Origin of the sequence: Metalysinibacillus jejuensis (assembly GCF_003057615.1) — a bacterium.
Lineage (GTDB): Bacteria > Bacillota > Bacilli > Bacillales_A > Planococcaceae > Metalysinibacillus > Metalysinibacillus jejuensis.
On sequence record NZ_QAFW01000034.1, the window covers coordinates 1 to 24229 of the forward strand.

Below are 24229 nucleotides of genomic sequence, written 5' to 3' on the forward strand. Positions count from 1 at the left end.
GATGGCTGTGAACTTGCGAAAGTTCACAGCCAATCAATAAAAATACCTATAAAAAATTGAAAAAGAGAAATTGAGCGCACTCAATTTCTCTTTTTCTTTGGCTGAACACTAGTTATGTCCCAGCCTCTTAATTTATAGTATTTAAGCACAAACACTACATTTGCTCCTTAGCTTTAGCTGGTACATCCGCTTCTTGTACTTCTTCATAAGAAGTAATGCCTTTATTGTCTTTATAATAAACTTTTAAATAAGCCCCTTGACGTAGGTTTTTTTGTGCCGAAAAATTAACCACTTGTGACTCGCCTTTATCATTATAAATTTTGTAGTCATTGTACCAATAAGTTTCAAAAACTTCGCCCGTATCAATTGTTGTTTTTTCGACTTTGCCATCGTCTGTAATTTGTACATAATACGTTTGTGCACCAAGCTGATTAAAATCAACAAAGCGCAGTATTGCTAAACCACCAATCACAATAATACCTAAAAATACTGCAACTCCTATTAGCTTCTTCATTAAGCATTCCCCCTCGCGTTTTTAACAATTTTATAAAAGGCACGTGTTGTAAAAATATAATACAAACCATAAATCGCAATATAAGCAGCCATCCAAACTAAAACAGGCTTAGTAATCGACATACCTAGTAAGTTCGAAAAACCGAGTAGCGCAAATGTAGCGTGCAGTAAGCCTGCTGCTAGTGGCGCACCAAAAATAATACCTACTTGTGCACTAATCGTTTTTAACATTTGAGTATCATTTACACCAATTTTATAAAGAATCGTATATTTATCCTTATCTGCCTCTGCCTCAGAAACAATTTTAAAGTAAATAATACTGCCTGTTGCTGTTAAGAACACGAGCCCTAAAAAGCTACCTACAAATAGCATTGCGCCCATCGCTGACATAATATCCTCATAAGCAGCTGGCTGACTTGTAAAGTCTTGTTGTGCATCTGTTAATTGTGAGTTAAGCTCACGTGAAATAGCTAGATTATCTGCACCATCTTGTAAGGTATACGCTTGATAGGTTGTTGGTTCACCCTCAAGTGCCTCATACGTTTGCTCATTGACAATAATCATAGGCCCTGTTGTGCTCATATTCGTAACAGCGTACGTTTCCTGACTTGTAAGATGAAGGGATACATTAGCTGTAAGATCAGCACCTGCTAACTTCTCTGAAAAACGCTCATCATAATAAGGATCTAATAACACACCTTCATTGCTCGCCATTGTTGTAATTTTTTCCTTGCCTTGCTCCTGTGCTAGCTCATTATAAGTAGCTAACGGTAACACTTGATACTGACGTTCACTTTCGTTATGTGTAAAGGTTACTAATTTAGTCGCTAACGTATGGTGCGTACTCACTTGCGGTACTTCTAGCGGCTCGCCCTCCCACATAAATGTAACCGGTGTATTGTCATTGATACTTTTATCAATATTGTAATACAGACCAAATACTGCGCCACCCGCTGTAATCGTAGTAGCACTTAATACCGCAATAACCGTTAGCGATTTAGCATTACCACGGATACGATATAAAAGCTGTGACGTTGTAATAAGGTTTAAGCCCTTCCATGAAAAGCTATGCATTTTTTTCATTGCTTGTAGTGCAAAGACACTTACACTATGGAACAATAAATACGTACCAAAGACTGTTAAACCAATAATAACAATTGGCATCGCAATCGATAAAATGCGCCACCACATGCTAGTCATAATGTCTTCAAGTGCTAAATAATACCCTGCACCTACACTTAATACACCAATAACCGCTGATAGTACAGATGCTTTTGGCATCGCTTCACCTTGTTTTTCCGCATGAAATAAATCAATTAATTTAAACTGATAAATTACACGATAGCCTTGCAGTGAAGTAAAAATAAATAAAACCGAAAAGACAATAACCGTATTAATTACGGCTTCGCTTGAAAATACAAAGCCTGCTGTTAAACTATAGCCCATTAAACGTACTAAAATCGTTAGTAACACTTTAGACATTAAAAAGCCAATTGCAATGCCCGCAACTAATGATACGAGACCAATAAATAAGTTTTCGAAAAATAACATTAAGCCGATTTGTTGTTTACGTACACCTAGTAAAGAGTACAGCGCCACTTCTTTTTTACGTTTCTTCATAAAGAAGGAGTTAGAGTACGCAATAAACACTACAATAAAGAATAATAAAATAACGGATGAAGCACTCATCATACTTGAGATTTTTTGTGAGGTTCCTGTTAATGCCGAAATGTCATCATTATACTTCAACGTCACAAAGGTAAAATAAATAACAATACTAAATACCATTGAGGCAATATATAAAAAGTAACTTGAGAAATTACGCTGTAAATTTTTGCGCGCTAAATTAAATAACGTCATTTACATCGCCCCCAATGCCTGCGAGCACCTGAAGGATTTCTTCAAAAAATTGCTTACGTGTTTTTGCCCCGCGGTGAATTTCCTTAGATAGTGTGCCGTCTTGAATAAAAATAATGCGCTGGCAAAAGCTTGCCGCAAAAGCATCATGCGTTACCATCATAATCGTAGCATTTTGTGTTTCATTTAAATCGCTCAAACTCTCTAGTAAATCCGTTGCTGATTTAGAGTCGAGCGCACCTGTTGGTTCATCCGCAAAAATAATTTTTGGTTGTGTTACAAGTGCACGTGATGAAGCAGTACGTTGCTTTTGCCCGCCTGAAATTTGATAAGGATATTTATTTAATAATTCACTAATGCCAAATGTGGTCGCAATTTTATCCACACGTGCATTAATTTCCTTCGTTGGCACTTTAGCAATGGCTAAAGGGAGTACAATATTTTCGCGTACTGTTAAAGAGTCTAGTAAGTTATAATCTTGAAAAATAAATCCTAAATTATCACGTCTAAAATCTGCGAGTGCCTTGTCCTTCATTTTTGCTACATTATCATCACCAATTAAAATATCTCCTGACGACGGTGCATCAATAGTAGCGAGGACGTTAAGTAATGTAGATTTACCAGCGCCAGATGGCCCCATAACACCAACAAACTCGCCTTCCTCTACTTGAAATGTGATATTTTTAAGCGCTTCAAAGGTTTGTGCGCCTTTACCATAAATTTTATTAACTGCTTTTACTTGCACTAATGGCTTCATAGTCATTCACCCTTCTGTTTTTCTTTAGTGACTTAACTATACCAAGCCAAACTTACAGCAACTTTCCCCTAAACTTACAAAAACCTTAACAAAAATAAAGCTCGCTAAACACTGCTGTGCTTAACGAGCTTCTTCGTATTAGAGCTGAACATTGCGTTTTGCAAGTTGTTGCAAAGGATCCCATACACCATTAAAAGGCGGTGCGTAAGCTAAATCTAAATCCAATAAGTCGCGTAGCGTTAACTCCTGCATTAATGCTGTAGCAAAAACATCAATGCGTTTATCTACACCCGCTTCTCCAATAATTTGTGCACCGAGTAATCGTTCTGTTTTCTTTTCTACTAGTACCTTTATAAATAAAGGCTTAGGCTCTGGGTAATAGCCCGCGATATGATTAGCTGTTAGCTCATAAACATGGTAACTACGGTTTAACTGCTGAGCACTTACTTCATTTAATCCTGTTGTTGCAATCGCAAGATCAAAAAACTTTAAAATCGAAGTGCCTGTGATGCCTTTAAAACGAACAAATTTACCCGCCATCGACAAACCTGCAATACGTCCTTGCTTATTGGCTGTTGTGCCAAGTGGTACATAATCTGCCGACTGCTTAACACGATTAAAATGCGTAGCACAATCCCCTGCTGCATAAATATTTTCAACTGAAGTTGCCATGTGTGGATCAACGACAATTGCGCCATTTTTTAAACGCAGTATAGCTGTATCAGCTAAAAAATCTGTACTTGGTTTAACGCCAACTGCTACTATTACAAGGTCTGCTTCAATCGTTCCCTTATTAGTCACGACAGCCTCTACTTTTACCTCACCGTTAAAGCCTGTTACAGCCGTATCAAGGTACACAGCTACATCATGTTGTACTGCCTGCTCATGCACATGGTGCACCATATCCGCATCAAGCATTTTAGCCAGCTGTGCACCACGCTGAATGATGCATACGTCCTTACCTGCTTCTTTTAACACCTCTGCCATCTCTAAGCCAATATAGCCGCCACCAATTACAGCAACTTTTTTAGCTTCTGTCGCATCTCGCAATAAATCATGCATTTGCGGAATCGTTTTAATCGTATGGATACCAGCTAATGTTGCATTATCCCACGTTGGCAGTATTGGTGCTGCACCTGTTGCGATTAATAATTTATCGTAAGGTACTTCAAATCCTTCGCCGTACACGATTTGTTTACCTGCATCTACATGTGTCACTTTATGACCCGTGCGAGCATCAATACCATACTTTTCACGAAACACCTGCACACTACGAGCAATTAAATCATCTGTCGAAGGAATGCGACCATCCACTACATAAGGTAAGCCACATTGCCCATACGAATAAATTTCTGTCTGCTCTAAGGTTGTAATTTGTGCCTTTTTATCATTACGTACAATCTCCATAGCAGCTGTCATACCAGCTGCATCACCGCCGATAATTACGTATTTCATAACCAATCTCCCCTTCGTTATTCGTTACGTCTTGTCGCATATAGATTAGCATATTTATCCATATAAAGCTGTCTTTTGCCCTTGCTCAGCCACACACGTAATACATGGACCATAATAATAAAGGTCAGTATGACAAGCACAAGGAATATGCCGACATTAATAAAGACAAATGGTGCATAAAATATACTGTCCATATCTAACTCTACTGCTGTCATCGTACTAATTAAGCTGAGTAATACATACGTTAAATACGTAAAATAAATAGCTAAGAAGCGGCGTAAGGTTGATCGTTTCAATGCCTTTTCGCCTTCAGCACCTGTCATTCTAAAGCGCATAAAGCGCATACCAAGTGTTGCACCCTTGCCTAGCAGTGGCACAACGACAAATAGTAAAACAAGCATACTAGTTGTTGCGACAAAGTTGCTATACCAAGCGTTTGGTAAGATTAGCGCTAAAACTGTGCTTCCTAACATTACTGTAATTACGTCAATTAATAACGCTAAAATGGTAGCGCCTGGCTGTACAATATTACGTTTTGCGAGCTCGTCTGTTTTTTCTACTACTGCTTGATGTGTAGGCAGTAATAATAAAAAGATAGGACCAATTAAATAGCCAACAAAAGCACCTGTGCTATTTAGCAATAAATCGTCTACGTCAAATAAACGGTAGGCACAATTATAAATACCATAAATGCCTGTGTACTGTGTAATTTCGAAAAACAGTGATACTAATAAGCCAACGCCTAGCGCGCCAAACGCATATTTACGCTTTTGCCAAAAGTAACGTAAATATACACCTAAAGGCAGTAATAATAAAAAATTAAAAAAAGCTTGATAAAAAGCGGGCTGTTTAATAATAAAGCGCCAAGTGGCTGGTTCACTTAATACAATGCCACTCTTATATAAAATATCATCAATAAATTGAAACAAGTGCAAGTTATAATGCACCGTATCTGCTGGTTGCATCGCACACGTATCTCGTGTTGTTGGTAGTGGCAATAGCACTAAAAACAAAGCAGCTATCGCATAAAAAATAAATGAAAAAGTAATAGCCATCTTAGAAAATGATAAAAAGCCATACTTACGATACGTGTAAATTAACCACGGAATAAAAATAATAACTGAAATCCCCATCGTAAATAATGCTGCTGTACTAATGGACGTTACATATACCCCCATCTTTTTCACCTCACCTATTATTTGCATGATGCCCTACTTCCATTTTACAATAATTAAGAGAGAGGAAGTTGATTATGTTAAAAACAGTCGTATTTGAACAACTTAAACAAGCTATGCGCGATAAAGATACCCTAACGAAAGGTGTATTAACATTATTAAAATCACAGTTAGACCTTGCAGAAAAAGAACAAGGTTCACCATTAACAGCGTTACAAGAAACTGAAATTGTGAACCGCGAAATCAAACAAACACACCAAGCACTTGAAGGCGCAGAAAAAGCTGAGCGTGCCGATTTAATTGAACAGGAACAAGCTAAACTAAAATTACTCGAAAGCTTTTTACCTGAACAATTATCAGAAGAAGAAGTCAAACAATTATTAACTGACAACGGTGTTGTGAGTGGTATGGCAATGGGCGACGCAATGAAAATCGCTAAACCATTACTTGCTGGTAAAACTGACGGCAAAACAATGTCTACTGTTGTAAAATCATTAATTTCATAAACAAAAAAGAGGAGCTGCGTAGCCCCTCTTTTTTATTTAGCTAATTGTTCTTTACAAAAATCAATAAACATTTGTTCTTCATCTTCATCTAGCGCAAAATCTAAATACTCGTTTGCACCCTTTTCAATAATAAAGTAGTTTAACATACGTACTTCTTCATTAATTTTACCAATAATCGCACGAATTTCGATACCAGCTGGTGAGTATAATTCATCGTCCTCATCGATAGCTACATCAAATAAAAATTCGTAACGCTCACCCTCAATAATATTTGTGGGGTCTTTAATTTCTTCTATTGAAAATTGTGTAATTTCCATCATCTGTTCTCTCCTTAGTGCTCGTTATTTTATCCATCCCATTACCACTAGTTTACCATATTACAGTCATGCCCTTATACTTCACCAACGATAAAAAGCAAAAAGCAATCCACTATTTAGTGAATTGCTACCATGCTCAAAATAGTTATAAAGTAAATTGACGTACTAATTGATGTAGACGTTCTGCCATTTCGGTCATTTCTACCGTATGACGTTCCATCTGCTGTACAGTTGTTAATTGGTTGTCTGTAGAAGAACGCACTTCATGCACATAATCAACAGCACCTCTTGCCGTAGCTGCCATTTGCTCCGTAGAAGCCGATAGCTCTTCTGTAGAAGCAGACATTTCTTCCGCATTAGCATGCATTTCATCAATTTGTTTTGTAATACTCGTTATAGCTGTGGCAATTTCATCAAATTGTTGATGCATATGTTCAATCGCTGTAATCCCCTGCGTTACATTCTCTTCACCTTGCTCAGCCATTGTTACTACATCCGCGGTATGGCGCTGCACTTCATTAATTAAATGATTAATTTGCGCTGCAGAGCTTGCTGTTTCGTCTGCTAATTTACGTACTTCTTCTGCAACAACTGCAAAACCTTTCCCCGCTTCACCTGCTCTAGCTGCTTCAATCGATGCATTTAGCGCTAGTAAATTCGTTTGATCTGAAATGTCCGTAATCATATTAGAAATTAAGCTGATTTCTTCGGATTCTTTTTGCAATTGATAAATTGCCTCGACCTCTTTAACTGTATCTTGTTGAATCGCCTTCATACTGTCAATTGAAGCCTGTACAGCGCCGTTACTTTCTACAATTTTATCTGAAATAAAGTCTGTTTGACCACGTACATCCGAAGCGGCTTCTGCTACATTTTGTACACCGTAAGCCATAGTCTCTGTTGCAGCTGCGCTATCTTCTGTCATCGTTACTTGCATTTGCGAGCCATTTTCTACTTCATTAATCGCTTTTACAACATCTTCTGTCATACCTGTAACACCTTGTACGTCACCTAATAAGCGATTTGAAGATTGGCTAACCGCCGTGGCTTCTAGCCCAATTTGTTTGACCATACTTTTAACGGTATTTGTCATATCTGTTAGCGCTATCGTCATCGTGCCAATTTCGTCATGACGCTTCGCAAAGTGTTGAGGTAACTCGTAAGTAAAGTCACCTTTCGCTAAGTGCTCACTCATTTCTACTACATAACGAATCGGACGGCTGATCGAACGTGAAATAATGATCGCTACGCCTACTCCAAGTGCAATAATTACTAACGTCACAATTATAATATTACGCTGTAAACTATTTAAGCTACTTAGTGCTTCTTTTTCATTCGCAATAATCGCCAGCTTCCAACCTTTATCTACAGTAATATAGCTAGCGATATACGTTCCATTGTTATCAAACGTGTACTGTCCCGCTTCATTTGCAACTATCTCTTTCGTAACTTCTGCTGTTCCTGATGTTTTACCTGTAGCTTCAGCTTCTGTAATATGGTTATGTTGTTTTTTAACAAGTTCACGATTGGCATGGCCAATAATTGTCCCCTGTGCATCTAACATAACTGCATAACCTTTTTCGCCTACTTCAATCTCTTCAACAGCTTCTGACAAATAATAACCATCAATACGGGCAAGTAATAATGCTTTTTCGCCTGTCGCAGTAACGATAGGCGTTGTTATTAAAATTACGGGTTCTCCCGTCACCCGGCTAATAACTACGTCCGACACGCTTGATTTATTTTCATTTAAGCTCGTTTGAATATAATCCCGGTCACTTAAATCAGCTGTTGTATTATCTAAATACTTTGCTTGTCCCTTAGCATCAACAATACCAAAAGCTAAATAACTTGCATCATTAGCTAATTCACGTTCTAATGCTTCTTTTTGTACGGCAAAATCCATACTTTGAATAGCATCTTGGCGCGCAATACTTTCGACTTCCACCGTATGTAATGCTAAATGCGTCATCGTGTAACGCGCTACGTCCTTAGCTTTTTCAGTCAATTCTTCTTCCTTATGTTTAATAATGGCGTTCGCACTGCTCGAGTAAGCAATATAGCCTAACCCGCCACAGGCAATAATAAGTAACGCTACGATGGCTGCTACTAATTTTACACCTATGCGTTTTGTACTCATTTCTTCTCCTCACTTTACTAATTTCATTGCATTATTACCAATACAATTTATAGCAATGTATAACAACTATCATACTATATTTTTTACAATTGTAACAAGTTGTTTACAAGTAAGGTAATATTTTATGTAAAAAAACTCGTGATAGCCAATTTGCTATCACGAGTTTACTAAATTATTTCTTTTTTGAAGCTTTTTTCTTTTTGTCAGCTTTTTTCTCAGCTTTTTTAGCTTCTTTTTTTGCAGCTGCTTTCTTTTTGTCAGCTTTCTTTTCAGCCTTTTTCTCAGCTTTTTTAGCTAATTTCTTTTCTAATTCTTTTTTATCTTTTTTCGCCATTGTGAAACACCCCTATTTATATGTATTCGATAGCGCTTACAAAACATTGTCGCCTATCGTTGTTGTTTGGTTAAACAACCTAATTACAACTATACCTTATATATTCTAAATTTTCAAATTTTATAGTTGTCTTGTTACTAGAAAGGTGACATGACACACACAGTTTATGTATATGTCATGCTTTTTCTTTCATAACTGTTTATTTTCTGGAAATAAAACGGCTTGTAATTCGTCCTCGCCTGACCCTTTACCAAGGGGTACTTTTGCACGGTAGGCAGCACGACAAATCAAATGGCCTGCGACCGGTGCTGTAAAAAATACAAAGAGGATACCAAGTATCAAGCGAATACTAATATAACCATCATGTACCCAAAAATAAATAAATGCACCTAAAAGACATGTTAACACCGATAGCGTCGAACTTTTAGTAGCTGCATGTGAACGCGTATAAACGTCAGGTAAACGAATCATCCCTAGTGCGCTAATTACGCTAATAATAGAACTAAGTAAAATTAATCCTACAGCTCCCCACTCAATGATTTGACTTACGTTCAACAACAACACCTCTTTCGATATACTTTGTAAAAGCAATCGTGCCAATAAAAGCAAGGATACCTAAAATTAAAATCGCTTCTAAATAGGCTTTTGTTTTTAAAACGATAGAAACAATTGCAATAGCAGACAATAAATTGACGCCAATCGTATCTAACGCAATTGCGCGATCTGGCATTGACGGTCCTTTAATGACGCGATATAAAGTAATCGCGATGGATAAGCTAAAGAGCGCTAAGGCTAACATTAATATTTGATCAATCAACTACGCGTCACCTCCATAATAGCTTGCTCAAATTTCACTATAGATCGCAATACACTATCTTTTGATGTTTCAATATCCATAGCGTGAATATAAAACATATCGCCTTCTGGGGTAACTTCCATTACAACAGAGCCTGGGGTAAGTGTTAATAGCAACGCTAAAGCCGTAACTTCCCAATCTGTCTCTAATGCTGTCTTATACGTAAAAATACCAGGGGTAATATTAATTTTAGGTGTCATAATTTGTTTAAGTACTACATAGCTAGACATTAAAAGCTCCCAATTAAAAATAAAAATAAGTTGAACAATCGCAAAGACACGGCGCAAGTAAAACTGCGTGCCATAAAACCGATGAAGCACATATAAAATGCCTATCCCTACGATAAACCCCGTCAAGAAAGTGGAAAAACGAGGCGGCATTTCATCTTGTAAGAGTACCCAAAGTAACGCAATGAATAAGTTTAATAAAAACTGACCTGCCACCTCATCACATTCCTTTCTTTAAAGCTTCTGGTAATACAGCGTCTATATACTGTGTAGGATTGGCTAGTACTTCTGCTGCATGTACAACATAATTAGCGATTGCTTGTGCACCTACACCTAAAGCAATCGTTAATAGAGCTAACATAATAATCGGCCAAATTACCGTTTTAGGTAATGGCATTTCCTCTCCTAGCGGTATAATTGTTTCGCCAAAAAATGCGGATAAAAAAATGCGAAGAAGAGAATACAGTACAATAATGCTAGACGCAAGACCAACAGCGATTAATAAAAAATCACCTTCAGCAACAGCAGCTTGTGCAATTAATACTTTACCTATAAAACCACTTAGCGGCGGAATACCTGCCAATGCACACATCACGATAAAAAATAACCAACCAAAAACGGGATAATTACGAATTAAGCCACTCATTTGATCAATAACTGTTTCTCCTGTTAAGTAAATCATTGTCCCGATACATAAAAATAAAAATGCTTTGGCAATGATATCGTGCAATACATAATAAATGGCGCCTTGAAAAGCCACTTCTGTACCGATAGCTAAACCGAGTAGTATAAAACCTACACCTATTAATACATTATAGACGGCTATTGTTCTAACATCGCGTCCACTCAATGCACCTAAACAACCTGCAATAATCGTTAACATGGCCATAATACCGATTAAACGATACGGTAATGCATCGTGCGTAAACATAAGCGTATAAGTGCGAAACAATGCGTATATCCCAACTTTAGTTAATAATGCGGCAAATAATGCGGCTACTGCTGGAGGCGGCGCACTATAAGACCCTGGTAACCATTGAAAGAGTAATAAACCAGCTTTGAGTGCAAACACTGCTAAGAATACAAGTGATACCGTAGTTAATAACGGGCCTTGCCCAGCTTCTGTCACACGTAACGCAATATGTGCCATGTTTAACGTACCTAGCGTACTATACAAATAAGCAAGTGCTACTAAAAATAGCCACGATGCTACAACATTAATTAATACATATTTAATGGATTCGCGTAATTGTACGCGCTCTCCACCAAGCGTAATCAGTACATAAGAGGCAAGTAACATCACCTCAAAACATACAAATAAGTTAAAAATATCACCCGTTAAAAATGAGCCATTCACACCTGCAATCATTAATAAAACAAAAGTATAAAAGAAATTGCGCTCACGCTTTTCACCAATCGTACATGTTGCATAAAGTAAAATAATTGTAGTGACTAAACTAGCGGTAAATACCAGTAATGCCGCAAAAGAGTCAGCCACAAATAAAATACCATAGGGTGGTTGCCAGCCACTAAAGTCCAGTCGCAAAATGCCGTGGACAGGTACTGCCCACACAATTACAGCACTAATAATTGTAACGACCGCCATTGTAATAATACTAACAATGCGCTGCAATATAATATTATGACGAAAGAATACTAATAATATAGCTGTCATAATCGGTAAGATTAACGGAAAAACAATCATATTATTCATCCAATTTACCTCGCAGTGCTGTAAAATCATCCGTGCCGTTTGTAGCATATGTGCGATAAGCGAGTACTAACACAAATGCCGTAACCGCAAAGCTAATTACGATGGCCGTTAAAATGAGTGCTTGTGGTAGCGCATCTGTATAAGGCCCAGGTGACTCTTCAATTAATGGGACATCTCCCTTTTTCAGACCGCCTAGCGTTAAAATTAATAAATGAGCGGCATGCGATAAAATAGCTGTACCTAAAATTACTTTCAACATTTGACGAGAAAGAACTAAATACGTCGCTACACTTACAAGAATGCCAATGAGCACTAGCATTAACGTTTCCATATTTATCCTTCCTCCTCTTCACTAATACTTAAAATAATAGTAACTACTGTTCCTACTACAGTTAAGGCAACACCTGCTTCAAATAATGTTACTGTAGAAAAAGATGTTTTCCCTAAAATAGGAAGTGTTATATATTTACCGGTTTGCGTTAAAAAAGGGACATCAAAAAATATAGAACCGATACCAGTACCAGTCGCTAATAACACCCCAACTGCTGCAACTTTTTTAAAATTAAATGGAACACCTCGGTGCACAGTTTCAATATCGTAGGCGAGGTAGAGTAGCACAATGCCTGAGGCTAATACTAACCCTCCGATAAAGCCGCCGCCTGGTGCATGATGACCTGCAAAAAATAAATAAACACCTAGCGTTAAAATAATAAATACTACCGCCTTTGTGACAGTTCGTAAAATAACGTCATTAATCTTCATGCGTCGGTGCCTCCTTCTTAGGTTTGAGCTTTGTTAATGTATAAACACCTAAGCCTGCAATAAATAGTACGACGACTTCTAACATCGTATCAAATGCACGGAAATCACCTAAAATAGTATTTACAATATTGGCACCACCCGCTAAAGCAAGCGCATCATTAAAGTATGCAGACACAGGCGGAAAACGATCATAATTTAGTACTGCTAAACCTATCATCGTTACGGTAGCACCTGTAAAAAGAGATAGTGCGACATGAAAATTACGCTTCGAACGTGACTTGCGCTCAGCTCTCATATCCGGCAAATAACGGAAGCACACTAAAAATAGTACTGTCGTAATCGATTCTACTACGAGCTGTGTTAATGCTAAATCAGGTGCTCTAAATGTAACGAAGAAAAATGCAATACAATAACCGAGCACACCATTTAATAACACTGCCGTCATACGGCGCTTAGCAAATAATATATATACCGCAGCAAATATCATCACAAAAATTAAAATCCATTCGTAATATTCGATTTTAGAATCCTTCGACATATCATAAGTAAATGCACCTGACCATAAAAAATAGCCTGCAATAACAGCGACGAAAAACACGTAAATATAAACAAAATACTGTGTAATATCGCCTGTCATATAACGGTTTGTAATGCGTAACGATGAGCGCTCCGCAAAGCTAATTGTATTATTATAAAGGGCGTTAAATGAGCGCTCTCTCGTAAATATGCCATATACTCTGCGCCACTTTGGCAAGAGCTTAAATAAAATTAAACCAATGACCACAACACCTATTGTCATTAATAGCTCCGGTTGCAATCCATGCCATGCTGCAATATGCGGTACGATTTGCGTCAATGGTGCATCGGGATAAAGACTTGCCATCGCTGGTTTTAAAATCGCCTGCCCTAATGCATTAGGGAAAATAAAAATGCCGATAATAAACACAACTAATAGCAATGGTGAAATGAGCATACCTATTGGCGCCTCATGTGGGCGCTTATCTAAACGCTCTGGTTTAAATTTACCTAAAAATGTTTTATATACTAAAATCACGCTATAAATAAAGGTGAATACGCTAGCAATCCAAGCGATAATCGGTAAAAAAACACCTACAGTTTGCAATGAAAATACATCAGCTTGCGCAATCGTTAACATTGAAGTAAAGAACATTTCCTTACTTAAAAATCCATTAAAAGGCGGCAAACCTGCCATCGACAAACTGCCAATCATCGCAATGGTAAAGGTCACTGGCATAAGTGCCATCAAACCACCGAGACGACGTACATCTCTCGTACCTACCTCATGATCGACGATGCCAACTACCATGAAAAGTGCTCCTTTAAAGGTAGAGTGGTTAACTAAATGAAATAATGCAGCAAAAGTTGCTTGTGTATAAATAATATTTTCGGTAGCATAACCAAGATGATAAGCTACAGAACCTACACCAAACAAACTCATAATCAAGCCAAGCTGACTCACTGTAGAGTAAGCTAATAGCGCCTTAAGATCGGTTTGACGCACCGCATTAAATGAACCCCATAATAAAGTAAGTAAACCAACGCCCGTCACTAGCCAAAACCATAAGTAAACTCCCCCAAACACTGGTGATAAACGAGCCACTAAATAAATGCCAGCCTTAACCATCGTTGCTGAGTGGAGATAAGCACTAACCGGTGTTGGCGCTTCCATCGCGTCAGGTAACCAAATATGAAAGGGGAACTGTGCAGATTTAGTAAAAGCACCTAGCAAAACACATAGCATAGCAGGTATAAATAATGTCTCACTACTTATATCCATCGCTATAATTTCGCGTATGCTAAAACTGCCTGCCATTTGTGCAAGCATTAAAAAGCCAGCTAACATAGCAATGCCGCCTGTCACTGTTATTACCATAGCTTTGCGCGCCCCGGCACGTGAAGCTTTACGATGATGCCAAAACGCTATTAATAGGAAGGAAGATACGCTAGTTAACTCCCAAAACGTATAGAGCACCATTAAATTATCGGATAATACGACGCCAAGCATAGCGCCCATGAAGAGTAATAAATAACAATAAAAGTGGTGAAGTGACTCTTTTTCAGATAAATAAAATATTGAATAGAGTGTCACTAGACTACCTATACCGGTTATCAGCAATGTAAAAATTAAGCTCAAACCATCCAGATAGGTAATAATATTGATGTTAAATGAGGGTATCCAATGATACGTGTAAATAAATACATCGCCACTGGCAATAGGACGAATAAAACGAGTGAAAAAAATGAACAGCGATACAGGTACGACTAATATTAACCAACCGAGATGAATTTGCCTGACATGCCTGTAAAAAATAGGGATGAGGGCAGCTATAAGAAACGGTAGGGCTATCGCTAACAGTATCATCATAATGCGAGCCTCCCAACTGCTAATTTTTAAAATTATGGTAAACTTGACTATACGTCTAACTCACTTCATAATGATTGTTTATATAAAGTGTTAATAATGTTATTTTGTTATAATTCAAGCGTCATACAGAGTAAATTATACCGTACAATATTGCGATTTGCACTACTCTAGTATTATTTTACGCTATTTCAAGCCTTTTTTCTTACACAATTATTATTTCCCAAAGGAGTGTTTATACATTGAAACATATTAAGGGGCGTATGGATGAAAGCATCTTAGTCTGTGTATATTACGGTCTTAACGGTGAGCGTTTAATTCGTCGTGGGCATAAAATGGCAACTATGTTAGACTGTCCGCTCTATATCATGACAGTTGATAGTATGCCCTTCGAAGAGTTTGATCCAGAGAAAACAAGTTATATTAAAGAGTGGGAACAGCTTGCTGATGAGTTAGAAGTAGAAGACTTCATTATTAAAGATAATGAAAAGCGCCCTGTGCAAAAAGTAATCCGTGAAGTGGCCGCTAACTTAAATATTACCCAAATTATTGTGGGTCAAAGCGCACAAAGCCGTTGGGAAGAAATTATGCGTGGCTCTTTCTTAAACGTATTATTAAAAGAAGTACCATTTGTAGACTTCCATATTGTTTCTGTTAAGCGCCCTGTAGAAGAAGAAGAGTTTGATATGTATGAGCGTGGTGTGCGAGCTTATTTAGTAGAGCGTAATGGTCAACATAGCGTAGTTTTCACTTGCCCTGACCAACCTACACTAGAAGGAATTTTCTTTAAAGAAATCGGCACAGACTTTGATAACGGGATTTTTAAATTTACTTACAAAGCAAAAATGTATGAAGTACCTGTCGTAGAAGGCCGGATTATTGAAACTAAAAACATTCCGCCCTACGAGAAATTACGAAAAAAAACGCTAGCCTAAAAAAAGGAATTGCGCCTACATTGGCACAATTCCTTTTCATTTTATTGTAAGAAATCTGGTTTGGCAAAGCTAGGGTCCGGATATGTGTAAAAACCTTCGCCTGTCGCACGACCCAATTTATTTTTATCGATATATTCTGCTTTTAACATTTCAGCTAACTTTTGTTGCATAGCATCACCCGTTGCTTCTGCTTTAGCTTTTACAATATTATAAGCTGTATTAATACCCACCACATCTAAAATAGCAAATGGTCCAAGCGGTGCGCCTGTAGCAATCATCCACGTTTTATCAATCGTTTCAGGGTCTGCTACTTCCTTCACTAACAACATTTCTGCAGCATCTAAAAATGGTACTAATAATGAATTTAAAATATAGCCTGGTTGCTCTTTATAAAGCGGTAAAGCTACCATACCAATCGCTTTTGCAAAGTCAATAATTTCATTAAAGACTGCTTCGTCTGTCCCTTCGTGCTTCATTACTTCAGCCGTATTGTTTTTCCAAATCGTATTGGCAAAATGCAAGGCTAAAAACTTAGACGGACGCCCTGTCGCCTCAGCAAACCGGCTCGGTAATAATGTCGATGAGTTTGTCGCAAATAATGTTTTGGTCGGTGCTACCTTACCTAGCTTCGTATAAAATTCTGTTTTAATACTCACAACCTCAGGAATCGCCTCAATTACTAAATCCGCATCAGCTACCGCCTTTGCTAAGTCACTTTCAAATTGTAAACGTGCATAAGCCTCATTTACTTGATCTTCTGTTGCGCCTAAGTCTGCTTGGTATAAAGGTTTTAATGCCTGTATACGCTCCTTAGCTGTTGCTAATGCCTCATTCGTAATATCATAAACGGTAACAGCAAAGCCATGAAAAGCTGATTGATACGCAATTTGACTACCTAATACGCCACTTCCTGCAACGGTAACTTTTTTAATCATTGTGCTCTCTCCCTATTTCATTATAATTTTAACTCACCTAAAATATAACGCTAAGCACAAATTTTTGCACATTATTACTCCAAACTTCTAAAAAAATTATAGTAATCTAGCTTTTTATATAAATCGACTAAACGAACTATGTTACACAGACGAGCACTACATGAGATAACGCATGATCAGTAATACAGTAGAAGTTGTTACAATAGAAGAAACGGAGATATGGAGATGAGTAAGGGAAGCTAGTGTAAGTCTAGCACTGTCCCGCAACTGTAATAAGCGAGCTTAATTTTATAATGTCACTGTATTTTACGGGAAGGCAAAATTAAGCGTTAGAACTTAAAGTCAGGAGACCTGCTCATCTCAAGTACAACCAAAACCTACGAGGAATAGGAGGTGCTGAGTATGACACAAACACATACTCACGGTGCGATAAATCAAATTGAGGTATACTCGTCAGATCCAATGCAACAACAATTCGATTTTTATCGCACTGCCTTAAAAACACGCGTAATGCAGAGCCTAACAGCCACACCAACATCTTTACGCGCTGTTAAAGATGAGCTTATTCTGCAACATTCACATGAGCAAGCAATTATTGAACAGGCTTATCATAGCGTGCAAAATGAACTCATACAGCCAGCAGTATTTGATGAATAATATAACGTAGAGGTAGCTCGTACATGCTACCTCTTTTTTACATAAAAAAAGAGCTACCACAAAGGGTAGCTACAAAAAAGGAAAGATTTATTTTGTATATGAAAGCATTGCTGTGTTCGTTAAACCTTTTAAGCAAACTGTTGCTTCTGCTTTAGTTTGGTATTCGAACATACGGTACGTATTCTGTTCAAAAACTGTTACAACCCACATACGTTAATCGCTCCTTTTAACCGTTTTTGTACTAATACAAATCAATTTGTTTAGCACTTGTTATACATCAGTATACGCTCTTTTCTAAAAAAGAAAAGTGTTATGTGATGATTTTCACAATCTGTTCAAAAAATAAGTCTTGTTTATGTCTAATATGTGACAAACCCTTATATAGCAAGCGTTTTCAGTAATATTCTTAAAATAGAAAAAGCAAACCTCTTATAGAAAGTTTGCTTTTTAACTAGCTGTTTTATGCATTTTATTAGTGTTTTTTTGATTTCATCATAGATAACCTAAGATTTTAACTTACGAGTGTTTCAAGACCACTGCCATTGAAATGGATCTTCTAAAGCTTTCCAATCACTTTTCATTTCTTCCTCAGTCAATAAACATACATCTAGTTGCTTCTTAATCATTTCTTCGTCCATATCAATGCCAATAATAACAAGCTGCGTACCTCGGTCACCATAAGTCGCATCCCAATCAGCTAAAACATGAGGATCCTCTTCAAATACTTGTTTTTGCTGGGCCTCTGGTAATGCAGCAACCCAATAAGATACAGGTTCAAAACGTACTGCAGGTCCTGCTTGTGATAATAATATCGCTACTTCGTTTTGTACGGCGCTCCATACAATCCCTTTTGCTCTCACAATTTCTCGTGGCATATGCTCTGTCCATTCTACTAAACGCGCCGGATGGAAGGGGCGTCGTACTTCATAAACAAATGAAGTAATACCATACTCTTCTGTTTCTGGTGTATGATTAGCGTGCCCATCTTCTAGTTCTTGTAGCCAGCCTGCACTATTCATTGCCTTTTCAAAATCAAAAAGTCCTGTATGTAAAATCTCAGTTGGCTCTACTTGTCCTTGCTCTGTAAAAATAAATTTTGCTGATGGCTGCAATGCTTTTAACACGCCTGTTAAACGTTTGAGGTCCTCTTCAGCTACAAGATCACATTTATTTACAATCAACACATCGCAAAACTCAATTTGATCAATTAATAAATCGGCCACATCACGGTCATCACCTTCACCTACAGCTTCTTTACGCTCTAGCAAGCTTTCTCCCGATTGATAGTCATGCCAAAATCGATTGGCATCCACTACAGTTACCATTGTATCTAATGTACAAAAGCGCGTTAAATCAATACCTAACTCTTCATCAATATAAGAAAATGTTTGAGCTACTGGAATTGGTTCACTAATGCCTGTGGATTCGATTAAAATATAATCAATATTGCCTTGCTTCGCTAACTTTTCTACTTCAATTAATAAATCCTCACGCAATGTACAACAAATACAGCCATTCGATAATTCTACAAATTTTTCTTCTGTACGCGCAATGCCGCTACCTTCAGAAATTAATGAAGCATCTATATTAATTTCACTCATATCATTAACAATGACAGCGACGCGCATATTTTTTTCGTTTTGTAAGACATGGTTCATAATTGTTGTTTTACCAGCACCTAAATAGCCACTTAGTACAGTTACAGGAATTTTATTCATTTTACCGCTCCTTCAATCGTAATTGTTACGCTTTACAATTAAATCATAATGATTACGATTTATCAAGAGGTTCTTAACATAACAATTCGATTTCATTTCCTTTACTCTTATGTAATAAACGTTTATAGATAATTTCTACGGGAAAAGTACATTATGGTTAAGCCTTTCATCTTTGGTACAGATGAATGATTTCCTTCTTTTATGTTCTAAAATATAAAAAGCCAATGAAACAGTTTATCTCACTGCTTCATTGGCTTTTCGTCTTAAACCCCTTTAAATGTCGAAACATCCTCATCCAATGTAAAACTCGTGCCTCGCTTTTTATGCGCACTTACAAAGAAAGCACCTACTGTAACAATTGTAGCAGTTACAGCCATCATATGAGCGATAGTCATTGGTATGCCAAATCCCATATTTGGTTCAAAGAAAATATATAAATATACCATATCTGTCATAAAGATAGCAGGCACTGTAGCAATCCAGTGATTTTTATACCCTAGGAATAAATACATCGCCCCTACCCATAGCGCAATAACTGCAGTAACTTGGTTTGCCCAAGAGAAGTACTGCCATAACACTTGGAAATCCATTTTCGTTAACATATAACTAATGATAAATAGTGGGATGGCAATAGCTATACGCTTGCCAAATGCTTTTTGCTCAATCGTAAAGTAATCAGCAATAATCATACGAGCTGCTCGGAATGCGGTATCCCCTGACGTAATCGGTAAAATAATAACGCCTAAAATTGCTATTGTTCCTCCGATAGTACCAAGCATCATAATAGAAACTTTACTTACTACTGCAGCCGGTCCGCCAGCTGCGATTAGTTCAGCTAAACCACCATAGCCATTAAACAAACTCATAGCAGCAGCTGCCCAAATCATTGCAATAACGCCTTCTGCAATCATCATGCCGTAAAAATTTTTTTGTGTAGCGTAGAAGCCTGATAATGCACCGCACGTAATCGTAAAGAAAATTAACGGAAAAATCGGTAAATTGTTCGGATGCATATTTTGGAATGGTGAACTACTCGCCACTTAGCTAAACCTAACGGTGCTTAACGCTTGAAGTGGGAGCTTCTTGGGAATAGAGCATACTTGATAGCGTATTTCTTTACTAACAGCGGTGTCCCTTGTTTACCAAGCTATCCCCGTAGTTCCTACGGTTTTTGATTTTATCTAAGATAACGATTTTATTCTTAGACCTTCGGTCAATATATTGATACTAGCGTTGATATCTCTATCATGATGAGTATGACAAATAGGACAAGCCCATTCTCGAATTTTGAGTGACTTCTTGCCATCTTTATGTCCACAATCTGAACAAATTTGACTTGATGGAAACCATTTGTCTATCTTAATGATTTCACGACCGTACCAGTCAGCTTTGTACTGTAATTTAGTCACAAAACTAGACCACGATACATCAGAAATACTTTTTGCTAGTTTATGATTACGCAACATGCCTTTTGTGTTTAAGTCTTCAATACAGATAATATCGTGATTTTTGATAATCTCTGTACTCAACTTATTCAGAAAATCAGTACGTTGATTCACTACTTTTTCGTGCAAACGAGCAATTTTACGTTTTTGTTTTTGGTAGTTTTTAACTTCAAACAGATTAATACCTTTCTGTTTAGCTAATAAGGCACGTCTTGACAACTTACGTTGTTCGCGCTTGAGTTTCTTTTCCATTTTGGACGTGAATTTATTATTATCAATTTTTTTGCCGTTAGAAAGAATTGCAAAGTCGGTAATACCTAAGTCAATACCAATTGCGGAATTTACTTTTGGTAACTCGATGATTCCCTCTTTACACAACAAAGAAATATAGTATTTACCACTCGAATGACGTAATATTGTGGCAGATTTAATAATTCCTTTTGGTTGTCTATGAAGTTTAATTCTGATTAAGGATTTCAATTTAGGAACTTTTATGAATTTATTATCCATCAAGGCAATTGTTCCATTTTGATTGTTAGTTGTATAACTTTGAACAGGATTTTTCTTACTTTTAAATCGAGGAAATCCAACAGATTTATCTCTAAAGAAGTTTTTGTATGCTTTATCTAAATTGAGTTGTGCATTAGCTAAGGCTAGACTGTCTACTTCTTTCAAAAATAGAAACTCTGATTTGTATTTAGCTGGTGTAGGAAAGCTCACTTTTTTAGATTCCTCGTATGCTTTTATTCTATCATTAAGCATTAGGTTATAGACCTTACGAACACAACCAAAAGACTTAGCAAAGAATATTTCTTGTTCTTCGTTCGGGTATAATCTAAACTTGTATGCTTTTAGTCGCTCCATAAAGGTCTCCTACTTTCTACTTATGATTGTTTCCTTGAGTTTGAATATATTTCTTAATTACATCAATCGGCGCACCGCCAGTTGTCAAAAGACAAAAACTTTTAGACCAAAACATTTCTTTCCAAAGAAATTGTTTAACTCTTGGAAAATCACGTTTTATCAAACGTGAACTGGCACTTTTATAGGCATTTATGAATTTTGTTAATTCAGTTTTAGGTTGAGCTTTGAACATGATATGTATGTGGTCTTTGTCATGATGCCACTCAACTAAAGTAATGTGATACGATTCTGAAATCCTTTCGAATGTAGTTTTGGCATAATCAGATATTTCATTATCTATTACTTGTCTACGATATTTCGTAACTAAAACAAGATGGTAACAGAGAAGAAATACTGAATGGTTATTTGTATCTAATCCCATTGTTATATCAACTCTTTTCTTAATATAGACTGATCATAACATAGAACAAAATAAAAAGCATTATGATTTATTTATCGGTTTTTGAGCTACCGAAGGTAACTCTCTCGTCGAATGGCATTCATCACCCACCTATAGAGGATGGGCGACTTCTGCCTAAACTAAGTTAAAAATGTGAGCATCTTTATGCCTCCTTATGATTGTATAAACGATATTTTAGCACCTTTTGTTATATAACAAAAAGCTTTATTTTTATAACTGTACAATAACAAAATAATAATTTTCAGAATAGTCCTTTCTTTTTATAGCATTCTTTAGTATGCTATTCACTATCAGTTCAACGCGTCGAAGCGTTGATTCACTAAAACATTTGGAGGCTTATGATATGTCAAAGATTACTTTCCATTCTGGCGAAACGATTCCTTTAGAAATGCATAAAGTACGTATTATTCAAAAGCTAAACTTACCCCCTGTAGAAGAGCGTGTAACAGCAATGCAACAGGCGGGATACAATACATTCTTGCTACAAAATAAAGATGTTTTTATGGATATGCTCACAGATAGTGGTGTTAATGCGATGAGTGATCAGCAACAAGCTGCTATGCTTGTCGCTGATGATAGCTACGCAGGCTCAAGCACATTTACACGCTTAGAAGAAAAATTAACTGATATTTTTGGTACGCAGTACTTCCTACCTACACACCAAGGGCGTGCATGTGAAAATATTATTGCACAAGTGTATGTAACGCCTGGCTCAATTGTGCCAATGAACTACCACTTCACTACAACTAAAGCGCATATTACTTTAAACGGTGGTACGGTAGAAGAAATTTTCATTGATGAGGCGTTAAATTTAACGAGTGATAATTTGTTTAAAGGTAATATCGATATTGCTAAGCTGGAACAATTAATTGCAGATAAAGGCGCAGATAAAATTGCGTTTGTGCGTATGGAGGCAGGTACTAACCTAATTGGGGGACAACCACACTCGCTACAAAACTTACGTGAAGTACGGGCGATTTGTGATAAGCACGGGTTGTTACTCGTTTTAGATGCCAGTCTTTTAGCTGATAACTTACATTTTATTAAAGTACGTGAAGAAGCATGTAAAGATATGTCGATTCGTGAAATCACACGTGAAATTGCCGATCTTTCTCATATCATTTATTTCTCCGCTCGTAAACTAGGCTTCGGCCGCGGTGGCGGGATTTGTACTAATAGTAAAGAAGCTTACGAAAAAATGCGTGAATATATTACATTATATGAAGGTTTCTTAACGTACGGTGGGATGTCTGTACGTGAAATGGAAGCTATCACCATTGGGCTAGAAGAAACAATGGACGAGCAAATGATTAACCAAGGTCCTAACTTCATTGAGTTTATGTCTAATGAATTACAGAAAAAAGGTGTTCCTGTAGTTACACCAGCAGGTGGCTTAGGCTGTCATATTAATGCAATGGACTTCTTACCTAATATCGAACAACATCGTTATCCGGCAGGCGCGTTAGCTGCTGCAGTTTATATTGCAAGTGGTGTGCGCGGCATGGAGCGCGGTACAATGTCCGAGCAACGTGATGAACAAGGTGTTGAGCCAATGGCACATATGGAGCTTGTACGTTTAGCAATGCCACGACGTGTATTTACCCTATCACAAGTCAAATATGCCGTAGACCGTATTGCATGGCTGTACGAAAACCGTGATTTAATCGGTGGTCTGCGCTTCGTTGAAGAACCTAAAGTATTACGCTTCTTCTTTGGTAAGCTAGAAGCTGACTCAGATTGGCCACAAAAATTAGCAGAAAAATTCCGCCAAGACTTTGGCGAAAGTTTATAAAAAACAAAAAGGAAAAGCGATAGTGAAAATCGCCTTTCCTTTTTATTTTATTTACTCATATACTCTTCAATATCTGCGATAGTTGGGGTTTTCATATAATGGCCACCCTCAATTTGCAGTGTTTGCCCCGTCATAAATTTGGATTCATCTGAAGCTAAATAAACTACCGCGTAGCCAATATCATCCGCTTCACCGTGGTAAGGCAGTGCATTATACTTACCAAAAATCTCAAGCATTTCTTGTGGCATATTATTTTTTGCGGCTGGTGGTGAACTACCCACCACTTATTGACCTTGCGGTCTAATTGAAGTGGGGGCTTCTCGACTTATCGTTGCTTTTACTAGCCAACGAAAACTGACCGAGCTAACCCTCTTGTTCCAAGAGTTTTTGTTTCTATGCTAATGCCAATAGGCGAATGCCTTCATTT

Annotated in this window: 24 protein-coding genes, 2 pseudogenes and 1 riboswitch; of the genes and pseudogenes, 4 read left to right on the forward strand and 22 right to left on the reverse strand. The window is 37.4% G+C overall.

Features of this window, described 5'->3' with window-relative positions; all coding sequences use genetic code 11:
• Window positions 1-154: 154 nt before the first annotated feature.
• The 5 genes from DDE80_RS10220 to DDE80_RS10240 all read right to left on the reverse strand — a co-directional run bounded on the left by DDE80_RS10220 (window position 155) and on the right by DDE80_RS10240 (window position 5787).
• The gene (locus DDE80_RS10220) at window positions 155-514 is read right to left on the reverse strand and encodes a YxeA family protein (RefSeq protein WP_108307542.1); all 360 of its coding nucleotides are present in this window, start codon (window positions 512-514) and stop codon (window positions 155-157) included.
• The gene (locus tag DDE80_RS10225) at window positions 514-2373 is read right to left on the reverse strand and encodes an ABC transporter permease (RefSeq protein WP_108307543.1); all 1860 of its coding nucleotides are present in this window, start codon (window positions 2371-2373) and stop codon (window positions 514-516) included. Before DDE80_RS10225 ends, DDE80_RS10220 begins: the two co-directional genes overlap by 1 nt.
• Window positions 2360-3127, reverse strand: a complete 768-nt coding sequence (locus tag DDE80_RS10230; protein ID WP_108307544.1) for an ABC transporter ATP-binding protein — start codon at window positions 3125-3127, stop codon at window positions 2360-2362. The genes DDE80_RS10225 and DDE80_RS10230 overlap by 14 nt, the downstream gene beginning before the upstream one ends.
• A gap of 138 nt (window positions 3128-3265) precedes the next feature.
• A complete protein-coding gene (locus tag DDE80_RS10235; protein WP_108307545.1) occupies window positions 3266-4582 on the reverse strand; it encodes an FAD-dependent oxidoreductase in 1317 nt (438 codons plus the stop codon).
• 17 nt (window positions 4583-4599) lie between these two features.
• A complete protein-coding gene (locus DDE80_RS10240) occupies window positions 4600-5787 on the reverse strand; it encodes a VanZ family protein (protein ID WP_235612315.1) in 1188 nt (395 codons plus the stop codon).
• A gap of 47 nt (window positions 5788-5834) precedes the next feature.
• Between DDE80_RS10240 and DDE80_RS10245 the strand changes: the two genes are divergently transcribed.
• Window positions 5835-6263: a GatB/YqeY domain-containing protein gene (locus DDE80_RS10245; protein WP_108307547.1), complete on the forward strand. Its 429-nt coding sequence runs from the start codon at window positions 5835-5837 to the stop codon at window positions 6261-6263.
• A 32-nt stretch (window positions 6264-6295) separates the two neighbouring features.
• On the opposite strand, the gene DDE80_RS10250 is transcribed toward DDE80_RS10245, so the two are convergent.
• From DDE80_RS10250 to DDE80_RS10295, 10 genes are all read right to left on the reverse strand, one after another.
• Window positions 6296-6583 carry a DUF6509 family protein gene (locus DDE80_RS10250; RefSeq protein ID WP_345788851.1) on the reverse strand — a complete coding sequence of 96 codons (288 nt, stop codon included), beginning with the start codon at window positions 6581-6583 and terminating at the stop codon, window positions 6296-6298.
• 142 nt (window positions 6584-6725) lie between these two features.
• Entirely contained in the window at window positions 6726-8720 is a 1995-nt protein-coding gene (locus DDE80_RS10255) for a methyl-accepting chemotaxis protein (RefSeq protein WP_108307549.1), read from the reverse strand.
• Window positions 8721-8892: 172 nt separating this feature from the next.
• Window positions 8893-9054 carry a histone protein gene (locus tag DDE80_RS10260; protein ID WP_108307550.1) on the reverse strand — a complete coding sequence of 54 codons (162 nt, stop codon included), beginning with the start codon at window positions 9052-9054 and terminating at the stop codon, window positions 8893-8895.
• Window positions 9055-9243: 189 nt separating this feature from the next.
• The gene (locus tag DDE80_RS10265; RefSeq protein ID WP_108307551.1) at window positions 9244-9609 is read right to left on the reverse strand and encodes a Na+/H+ antiporter subunit G; all 366 of its coding nucleotides are present in this window, start codon (window positions 9607-9609) and stop codon (window positions 9244-9246) included.
• Window positions 9587-9871: a Na(+)/H(+) antiporter subunit F1 gene (locus tag DDE80_RS10270; protein ID WP_108307552.1), complete on the reverse strand. Its 285-nt coding sequence runs from the start codon at window positions 9869-9871 to the stop codon at window positions 9587-9589. Before DDE80_RS10270 ends, DDE80_RS10265 begins: the two co-directional genes overlap by 23 nt.
• Window positions 9868-10353, reverse strand: a complete 486-nt coding sequence (locus DDE80_RS10275; RefSeq protein WP_108307553.1) for a Na+/H+ antiporter subunit E — start codon at window positions 10351-10353, stop codon at window positions 9868-9870. The genes DDE80_RS10270 and DDE80_RS10275 overlap by 4 nt, the downstream gene beginning before the upstream one ends.
• Window positions 10354-10357: 4 nt before the next feature.
• Window positions 10358-11851, reverse strand: a complete 1494-nt coding sequence (locus tag DDE80_RS10280; RefSeq protein WP_108307554.1) for a Na+/H+ antiporter subunit D — start codon at window positions 11849-11851, stop codon at window positions 10358-10360.
• On the reverse strand, window positions 11844-12182 hold the full coding sequence (locus DDE80_RS10285; protein WP_108307555.1) for a Na(+)/H(+) antiporter subunit C: 339 nt from the start codon (window positions 12180-12182) through the stop codon (window positions 11844-11846). The genes DDE80_RS10280 and DDE80_RS10285 overlap by 8 nt, the downstream gene beginning before the upstream one ends.
• A gap of 2 nt (window positions 12183-12184) precedes the next feature.
• Window positions 12185-12613, reverse strand: coding sequence for a Na(+)/H(+) antiporter subunit B (locus DDE80_RS10290; RefSeq protein WP_108307556.1), 429 nt, complete (start codon window positions 12611-12613; stop codon window positions 12185-12187).
• Window positions 12603-14999 (reverse strand): Na+/H+ antiporter subunit A, encoded by a 2397-nt coding sequence (locus tag DDE80_RS10295; RefSeq protein ID WP_108307557.1) that lies wholly within the window; start codon window positions 14997-14999, stop codon window positions 12603-12605. Before DDE80_RS10295 ends, DDE80_RS10290 begins: the two co-directional genes overlap by 11 nt.
• A 239-nt stretch (window positions 15000-15238) precedes the next feature.
• Here DDE80_RS10295 and DDE80_RS10300 point away from each other — a divergent pair, with 239 nt between their 5' ends.
• Window positions 15239-15931, forward strand: a complete 693-nt coding sequence (locus DDE80_RS10300) for an adenine nucleotide alpha hydrolase family protein (RefSeq protein ID WP_108307558.1) — start codon at window positions 15239-15241, stop codon at window positions 15929-15931.
• Between the two features lie 41 nt (window positions 15932-15972).
• On the opposite strand, the gene DDE80_RS10305 is transcribed toward DDE80_RS10300, so the two are convergent.
• The gene (locus DDE80_RS10305; RefSeq protein WP_108307559.1) at window positions 15973-16866 is read right to left on the reverse strand and encodes a 3-hydroxyacyl-CoA dehydrogenase; all 894 of its coding nucleotides are present in this window, start codon (window positions 16864-16866) and stop codon (window positions 15973-15975) included.
• Between the two features lie 174 nt (window positions 16867-17040).
• Window positions 17041-17239: riboswitch (cobalamin riboswitch) on the forward strand.
• Between the two features lie 29 nt (window positions 17240-17268).
• On the opposite strand from DDE80_RS10305, the gene DDE80_RS10310 reads away from it, so the two are divergent.
• Complete coding sequence (locus DDE80_RS10310; RefSeq protein ID WP_108307560.1) at window positions 17269-17523, forward strand: hypothetical protein; 255 nt, start codon at window positions 17269-17271, stop codon at window positions 17521-17523.
• Between the two features lie 87 nt (window positions 17524-17610).
• On the opposite strand, the gene DDE80_RS15605 is transcribed toward DDE80_RS10310, so the two are convergent.
• The 5 genes and pseudogenes from DDE80_RS15605 to tnpA form a co-directional block, all read right to left on the reverse strand.
• Window positions 17611-17733: a hypothetical protein gene (locus tag DDE80_RS15605; RefSeq protein ID WP_282432394.1), complete on the reverse strand. Its 123-nt coding sequence runs from the start codon at window positions 17731-17733 to the stop codon at window positions 17611-17613.
• Between the two features lie 317 nt (window positions 17734-18050).
• Window positions 18051-19241, reverse strand: coding sequence for a GTP-binding protein (locus DDE80_RS10315; protein ID WP_108307561.1), 1191 nt, complete (start codon window positions 19239-19241; stop codon window positions 18051-18053).
• A 263-nt stretch (window positions 19242-19504) separates the two neighbouring features.
• Window positions 19505-20260: pseudogene (locus tag DDE80_RS10320) on the reverse strand (carbon starvation CstA family protein); the annotation flags it as partial.
• Between the two features lie 162 nt (window positions 20261-20422).
• On the reverse strand, window positions 20423-21550 hold the full coding sequence (tnpB, locus tag DDE80_RS10325) for an IS200/IS605 family element RNA-guided endonuclease TnpB (protein ID WP_108307563.1): 1128 nt from the start codon (window positions 21548-21550) through the stop codon (window positions 20423-20425).
• Window positions 21551-21566: 16 nt separating this feature from the next.
• Window positions 21567-21971 (reverse strand): IS200/IS605 family transposase, encoded by a 405-nt coding sequence (tnpA, locus tag DDE80_RS10330; protein ID WP_108307564.1) that lies wholly within the window; start codon window positions 21969-21971, stop codon window positions 21567-21569.
• A gap of 382 nt (window positions 21972-22353) precedes the next feature.
• Between tnpA and DDE80_RS10335 the strand changes: the two genes are divergently transcribed.
• A complete protein-coding gene (locus DDE80_RS10335; RefSeq protein ID WP_108307565.1) occupies window positions 22354-23802 on the forward strand; it encodes a tryptophanase in 1449 nt (482 codons plus the stop codon).
• 47 nt (window positions 23803-23849) lie between these two features.
• Here DDE80_RS10335 and DDE80_RS10340 read toward each other — a convergent pair.
• Window positions 23850-24068, reverse strand: a pseudogene (locus DDE80_RS10340) (SDR family oxidoreductase); the annotation flags it as partial.
• Window positions 24069-24229: the final 161 nt, after the last annotated feature.

Coding starts and splice junctions, on each gene's coding strand:
- DDE80_RS10310 (WP_108307560.1), top strand. CDS start 17,269: ATGACACAAACACATACTCACGGTGCGATAAATCAAATTGAGGTATAC.
- tnpA (WP_108307564.1), bottom strand. CDS start 21,971: ATGGGATTAGATACAAATAACCATTCAGTATTTCTTCTCTGTTACCAT.
- DDE80_RS15605 (WP_282432394.1), bottom strand. CDS start 17,733: ATGTGGGTTGTAACAGTTTTTGAACAGAATACGTACCGTATGTTCGAA.
- DDE80_RS10230 (WP_108307544.1), bottom strand. CDS start 3,127: ATGAAGCCATTAGTGCAAGTAAAAGCAGTTAATAAAATTTATGGTAAA.
- DDE80_RS10280 (WP_108307554.1), bottom strand. CDS start 11,851: ATGAATAATATGATTGTTTTTCCGTTAATCTTACCGATTATGACAGCT.
- DDE80_RS10255 (WP_108307549.1), bottom strand. CDS start 8,720: ATGAGTACAAAACGCATAGGTGTAAAATTAGTAGCAGCCATCGTAGCG.
- DDE80_RS10285 (WP_108307555.1), bottom strand. CDS start 12,182: ATGGAAACGTTAATGCTAGTGCTCATTGGCATTCTTGTAAGTGTAGCG.
- DDE80_RS10295 (WP_108307557.1), bottom strand. CDS start 14,999: ATGATGATACTGTTAGCGATAGCCCTACCGTTTCTTATAGCTGCCCTC.
- DDE80_RS10250 (WP_345788851.1), bottom strand. CDS start 6,583: ATGATGGAAATTACACAATTTTCAATAGAAGAAATTAAAGACCCCACA.
- DDE80_RS10305 (WP_108307559.1), bottom strand. CDS start 16,866: ATGATTAAAAAAGTTACCGTTGCAGGAAGTGGCGTATTAGGTAGTCAA.
- DDE80_RS10240 (WP_235612315.1), bottom strand. CDS start 5,787: ATGCAAATAATAGGTGAGGTGAAAAAGATGGGGGTATATGTAACGTCC.
- DDE80_RS10245 (WP_108307547.1), top strand. CDS start 5,835: ATGTTAAAAACAGTCGTATTTGAACAACTTAAACAAGCTATGCGCGAT.
- DDE80_RS10225 (WP_108307543.1), bottom strand. CDS start 2,373: ATGACGTTATTTAATTTAGCGCGCAAAAATTTACAGCGTAATTTCTCA.
- DDE80_RS10315 (WP_108307561.1), bottom strand. CDS start 19,241: ATGAATAAAATTCCTGTAACTGTACTAAGTGGCTATTTAGGTGCTGGT.
- DDE80_RS10235 (WP_108307545.1), bottom strand. CDS start 4,582: ATGAAATACGTAATTATCGGCGGTGATGCAGCTGGTATGACAGCTGCT.
- DDE80_RS10290 (WP_108307556.1), bottom strand. CDS start 12,613: ATGAAGATTAATGACGTTATTTTACGAACTGTCACAAAGGCGGTAGTA.
- DDE80_RS10335 (WP_108307565.1), top strand. CDS start 22,354: ATGTCAAAGATTACTTTCCATTCTGGCGAAACGATTCCTTTAGAAATG.
- DDE80_RS10220 (WP_108307542.1), bottom strand. CDS start 514: ATGAAGAAGCTAATAGGAGTTGCAGTATTTTTAGGTATTATTGTGATT.
- tnpB (WP_108307563.1), bottom strand. CDS start 21,550: ATGGAGCGACTAAAAGCATACAAGTTTAGATTATACCCGAACGAAGAA.
- DDE80_RS10260 (WP_108307550.1), bottom strand. CDS start 9,054: ATGGCGAAAAAAGATAAAAAAGAATTAGAAAAGAAATTAGCTAAAAAA.